The sequence below is a fragment of the Thioclava dalianensis genome, assembly GCF_000715505.1.
GTDB classification, from domain to species: domain Bacteria; phylum Pseudomonadota; class Alphaproteobacteria; order Rhodobacterales; family Rhodobacteraceae; genus Thioclava; species Thioclava dalianensis.
This window is the reverse complement of sequence record NZ_JHEH01000068.1, coordinates 1-5,974: the sequence shown is the minus strand read 5'-3', so window position 1 is coordinate 5,974 and position 5,974 is coordinate 1. Positions and strand designations below refer to the sequence as shown.

General features: G+C 63.3%; 4 protein-coding genes. All 4 read right to left on the bottom strand.

Going from position 1 to position 5,974, the window contains the following annotated elements:
- Window positions 1-63: 63 nt before the first annotated feature.
- On the bottom strand, window positions 64-1,143 hold the full coding sequence (locus DL1_RS20240; RefSeq protein WP_038070096.1) for an alpha/beta hydrolase: 1,080 nt from the start codon (window positions 1,141-1,143) through the stop codon (window positions 64-66).
- A 5-nt stretch (window positions 1,144-1,148) separates the two neighbouring features.
- Window positions 1,149-2,261, bottom strand: a complete 1,113-nt coding sequence (locus tag DL1_RS20235) for an ABC transporter permease (RefSeq protein ID WP_038070094.1) — start codon at window positions 2,259-2,261, stop codon at window positions 1,149-1,151.
- Window positions 2,262-2,268: 7 nt separating this feature from the next.
- Window positions 2,269-4,995, bottom strand: coding sequence for a ribosome-associated ATPase/putative transporter RbbA (rbbA, locus tag DL1_RS20230; RefSeq protein ID WP_038070093.1), 2,727 nt, complete (start codon window positions 4,993-4,995; stop codon window positions 2,269-2,271).
- A partial coding sequence (locus tag DL1_RS20225) for an HlyD family secretion protein (protein WP_038070091.1) occupies window positions 4,992-5,974 on the bottom strand: 983 nt, incomplete at its 5' end. The genes rbbA and DL1_RS20225, both read right to left, overlap by 4 nt.

Sequence of the window (5,974 nt, the reverse complement as noted above, 5' to 3'; positions counted from 1 at the left end):
ACAAGCCGCGTCAATAACTTGACGATGCCCCGCTGGCACCAACGCCGGGCCAAGGCCGCGGCCTCAATCCGCCAGCACATCACCGATGCCAGTGAAGACACCACCGACCTGATTGAAGACAAAGGCCCCCGCCAAGCGTACCTCATCGAAAAGGGTGTTTTCAACCACAGCCCCGGCCTCGCCGGAAAGCAGGCCGACATAGCGGCTGTGGGCGGGATCATCGGTCGGAATATCGGTAATATCCACGATCCGTATTCCGGTCGCGACCGCCAGGCGCTGGACCGCCGGATCACGCACATCGACAAGCCCAAGCCGTATCCGACGTGCCGAAAGCTGCGACGACAGTTTCAGCGCCAGATCGTCCGAGGAGACGAGCACCGTGATGGGATGCTTCATCGGCCCAAGGCTGACCATCTGGGCGCGGAAAAGATCGATATCAATATCCGGGGCGGCAAGGATGACCTCGATCCGGTCCAGCACATCGTCCCGCCCGGCAAGACGCAGTTGCACCAGCGTCTCCATCGTCAGCCGCGCGCCCATGCTGTGAGCCAGCACCGGCACCGCGTCGGAAGCGGACCGACCCTTTGTCAAAAGCCGCAGCAGATCGGCAAGCGCCGCGCGGGAAAAGTCAGACGCGTCACGATCAGCCAGATAGGCGCCCGGATAGCCTGCCGAGGGCCATGTAAAAAGGACAGGCTTTTCCTCGATATGCGCATCGACCGAAAGCTGCGCGGTGCGGAACAAGGCCTCATGAAAGCGGGTGTTGAAGCCGTGGACATAAAGCCCGACCCCCTCGCGCGAGAGACGCTTTGCAAAGGCGTCACGGCTAAGCGTCTGCCGGCTGCGCATCACGAAATTCCGGTCGGCGCTGCTGCCATTGCGATCCGGCCATTCAATCTTTCCCGGCCGATGGCCAGGCGGCACCGAGACCTCGTATTCCAGCCAGCTTGGCCGGATGGAGCGAGAGTCGCCAAAGGCCCCCGGCAGATTTGCCTCGGGCGCGCGGGTGGTCATGGTCAGCACCCGGACAAGGCGGGCGCCCTCGGGCAGGGCACCGGCATCGGGGGCCAGAACTTCCGGCCCCGGACGCGCAGCGCAGCCTGCAAGCGCAAGCGTCAGGATCAGAAGCAGGCGGCCCAACATATGCCTTACCGCAGGAATTTCTTGAATCGTATCAGTGCCAGCCAGAACAGCGCCACCCCGATCGCCGCCAGCGCCGCGAACTGGGGCCAGACCACGTCAAGCCCGGCACCTCGGAACAAGATGCCCTGCGAGAGGATGATGAAATGCGTGTTGGGGGCTGCAAGCATGATGGTCTGGATGATCTCTGGCATGGATTCCCGCGGCGTCATCGCGCCTGACAGCACCTGCAGCGGCAAAAGCGCCATCATCAGCAAAAGCGCGAATTGCGGCATCGACCCGGCGATGGTAGCAAGGAAAATTCCAAGCCCCGTCATGGCGAAAACCATCAGCACCGCGCCCGCAAGAAACAGCACGACCGAGCCCTGCACCGGAACCGCCATCAGCGCCTGCACCACAACACTTAGCGAAAAGATCGACCCCAGCAGCACCACCAGCCCCATCGACCAGATCTTGGAAAACATGATCTCGGTCGTGGTGACGGGCATGACCAGCAGGTGCTCGACCGTGCCATGTTCCTTTTCGCGGATCAGCGCCGCGCCGGTCAGCACCAGCGACAGCATGGTGATCGACTGGATCACGGCGGAAATCGCCCCGAACCACTTCGGATCCAGCGAGGGATTATACCGCGCGCGGAGCGCCAGATCGACCGGCAGCGCGGTCTCGGCCCGGTAGCCCGCCACATATTCCGAAACCTCGGAGGACACGATCTGCTGGATATAGCCGCCGCCGGTGAAGGCCTGGCTCATCCTTGTCGCGTCGATATTCAGCTGGATCGCCGGGTTTTTTCCGGCCAGCACATCGCGCGCGAAATCCGGTGGGATGTTCAGCGCAAAAGTATCCAGCCCCTGATCCATCCGCCGATCCATCTCGGCCGTCGTGGTCATCTGCGGCTCGACAAAATAGGGCGGATAAAAGGCCGAGGTGATGCGGGCGGAGAGATGCGACTGATCCTCATCCACGATCGAGATCGCGGCATTCGTCAGCGCCTCGGGCGAGGCGTTCGCAGAGGTCCAGATCGAGAGCGAAAAGGAATAGACGATCAGCACCAGCATCACCGGATCGCGCCAGAGCCCGCGCAATTCCTTGACGCCCAGATTGAAGGTGTTGCGCAGGTTCATCCGCCCCTCACTTCGCCTGTTTTTTCAGGAAGGCCGCCGCCAGCCCGATAATCACCGGAATGGCGATGCCCATGGCCAGCATCGGCCCGGCCAGTTCCGCCATTCCGAAGGCCTTGGAGAAAGCCCCCCGCGCGGCGGTGATAAACCAGGTCGAGGGGTAGATCTCGCCCAGAACCCGGCCAAAACCCGACAGCGAAGAGACCGGGTCGATCAAACCCGAATAGCTGACCGCCGGGATCATCGTCAGCATGGCGGTCGCGAACAGCGCCGCGACCTGACTTGCGATGAAGACCGACACCAGAAAACCAAGCGCCGTGGTCGCGGTGACATAGATCAGCGCCGAAAGGGTAAAGCCCAGAAAACTGCCGTTGAAGGGCACTGCGAAGAATGTGACCGCCATGGCCATCATCAGGAAGAAATTCAGCATGGCCAGCGCGATATAGGGCAGCTGTTTGCCAAGCAGAAATTCCAGCCGCGTCACCGGCGTGACGTAGAAATTGATGATCGAGCCCAGTTCGCGTTCACGCGCGACCGAAAGCGTGGTCAGGATCGCCGGGATCATCAGCAAAAGCAGCGGGATGATCGCCGGGACCATCGCATTCAGGCTGCGCACGTCGGGGTTGTAGCGGTATCGGGTCACCAGTTCGAAACTGCCGCCGCTCGCCTTGTCACCGTAAAGCTGACGCGCCTGACGTGTGATCCAGTCGGCATGCATGCCCTGCACATAGCCCTGCACCGTATTGGCGCGGCTGGGGTTGGCGCCGTCGAACCAGGCCCCGACCTGCACATCCCTGCCTGCCGCGATATCGGCGGCAAAGCCGGGCGGGATCTCGATCGCCAGCGCCAGCTCGCCCGAGCGCATTCTTGCGTCGATCTCGTCGTAACTTGTCAGGCCCGGCTGTTCGATGAAATAGCGCGATCCCGCAATATCGGCGATATAATTGCGGCTGGTGGTGGTCTGGTCGCGGTCAAGGGCGGCGAAGGTCAGATCCTCGACATCCATGTTGATGCCCAGCCCCACCACGATCATCAGAAGAAGGCTGCCGACCAACGCCATGGTCAGCCGGATCGGATCGCGCTGCAATTGCAGGCTTTCCAGCTGCGAATAGCTAAGCAGTCGCCGCAGGCTGAAGCCGGATTGCTGCGCGTGATGGGTCACCCCGGCTGCGGGGGCCTCGGGCGCAGCGGCGGGGGCGGGTGCCGTCTCGCCAATCGCCTCTTCAAGATAGGCGATGAACGCGTCTTCCAGCGTGGCGCAACCTTTGGCTTTCGTGATCCCCTCGGCGGTGTCCGAGACCAGCACCTTGCCCGCATGCATCAGGCTGATGCGGTCGCACCATTCCGCCTCGTTCATGAAATGGGTCGAGACAAAGATCGTCACGCCATCCTTGCGCGAAAGTTCCGCCAGAATGCGCCAGAAGCCGTTGCGCGCCACCGGGTCCACCCCCGAGGTCGGCTCGTCAAGGATCAGGATCTCGGGCGCATGGATCATCGCCACCGCCAGCGAAAGCCGCTGGCGGATACCCAGCGGCAACGCCTCGGGCAGGCTGTCGGTCACGTCGCCCAGATCGAACCGGGCGATCATCTCGTCAACCCTGGCGGGGATCTTCTCGGCCGCCATATCGAAAAGCCGCGCGTGCAGATCAAGGTTCTGACGCACCGTCAGCTCGGAATAGAGCGAGAAGGCCTGCGACATGAACCCGACCCGGCGGCGCACCGACAGATCGCTTGCATCGACCTCATGGCCGAAAAGCTTTGCCCGGCCCTCACTCGGCTCCAGAAGCCCGGTGAGCATCTTCATCGTCGTCGTCTTGCCGCAGCCGTTCGAACCCAGAAAGCCGAAAATCTCACCCCTGGGGATGCGGAAGGAAACATTGTCGACCGCCACGAAATCGCCAAAGCGCTGCGTCAGCCCCTCGGCCTCGATGGCGATATCGCTGTCATCGGTGGTCCGCGGCGGGATCACCACGGCACTGTCTTCGCCCCGGTCTTCTTCGGGCAAAAGCGCGATGAAGGCTGCATCAAGCGTGTCGGCCCCGGTCCGCGACAGCAGATCGCTGGTGGTGCCGGTGGCCAGCACCCGGCCCGCATTCATCGCAACCAGCCAGTCGAAGCGCGCGGCCTCTTCCATATAGGCGGTGGCGGTGATCACGCTCATCCCCGGCCGTGTCGCGCGGATGCGGTCGATCAGATCCCAGAACTGGCGGCGCGACAGTGGATCGACGCCGGTGGTCGGCTCGTCAAGAATCAGGAAATCGGGATCATGGATCAGCGCGCAGCACAGACCCAGCTTTTGCTTCATGCCGCCCGACAGCTTTGACGCCGGGCGCGACCGGAACGGCGTCATGCCGGTCGCAGCCAGCAGATCGGTGATCCGCCGCTCGCGTTCGGCCTTGTCATGACCGAAAAGCGAGCCGAAGAAATCAAGGTTCTCTTCGACCGAAAGCGTCGGGTAGAGGTTCTTGCCCAGACCCTGCGGCATATAGGCGGTGCGGGGGCAGACGCGGTTGCGATGCGCCACATCGCGCATATCGCCGCCCAGAACCTCGACCTTGCCCTGCTGGATCACACGTGCCCCGGCCAGCAGCGACAGAAGGCTGGACTTTCCGACCCCGTCTGGCCCGATCAGCCCGACCATGCGCCCCTCAGGGATCTCCAGCGTCACATTGTCAAGCGCCGTGACCTTGCCATAGCGCAGCGTCAGGCCGGAGACCCCGGCAACTGAGCCGGTCATTTCACGACATTGGAAAGAAAGTCAGGCCAGGCGGCATCCGGATCAAGCCGCAGATAGGCCATGCCCGGCAGGCCGGTTTTGACATATTCGATATGCCGCGACAGCAGCTCGGGGTCGATGCGGGCACGGACGCGGAACATCAGCTTTTCGCGCTCATCGGCGGTCTCGACCGTCTTTGGCGTGAACTGCGCCACATCGGCAACATAGGAAACCGTGGCCGGGATCACGAATTCCCGCGCCGCATCCATGACAAGGCGCACCTCTGATCCGACCTGCACCCGGCCGACCTGCGATGTCGGCAGAAAAACCGTCATATAGACATCGCCCAGATCGACAAGGCTGAGGATCCGCCCGCCAGAGCCGACAATCTCGCCCTCTTGTGCGATGCGATACTGGATCCGGCCCGTGCGCGGCGCTTTCAGCGTGGCGTCGTCCAGAGAGGCCTGGATCGCATCAATCGACGCCTTTGCCGCCTCGACGGCCGCACTTGCATCGACCACCTGCGCCTGCGCGCTGCTGACCCCCGCCAGCGCTGCCGCATGGCTGGCTTCGGCCGAGGCCACACCGGCGCGGGCCTGGGCGTCCCGGGCGCGGTCATCATCCAGCACCTGCTGCGAGATCGCACTGGTCTTTGCAAGCTGCTCAGAGCGTTCAAGCCTGCGCGACGCGGCATCGGCAACCGAGCCTGCCTGATCAACCGCGGCCCGGGCCGCGCGCTCTTGTGCCTCGGCCTGAGCGACCAGCGCCCTTGCTGTCTCGACGCCGATTTCGGCGCGGGCAAGCTGCGCTTCGGCCTGACGTTTTTGTGCGTTCAGCTGCACCACGTCCATCTGCACCAGCACATCGCCTGCGCTGACCATGTCACCTTCGGCAGCGGTGATTTCGGCGATTCGGCCGCCGGTGAGCGCCGCGATATCCACCTCGGTCGCCTCGATCCGGCCATTGGCGCTGGCAAAACCCGCCGGCAGACCGGCGGGGT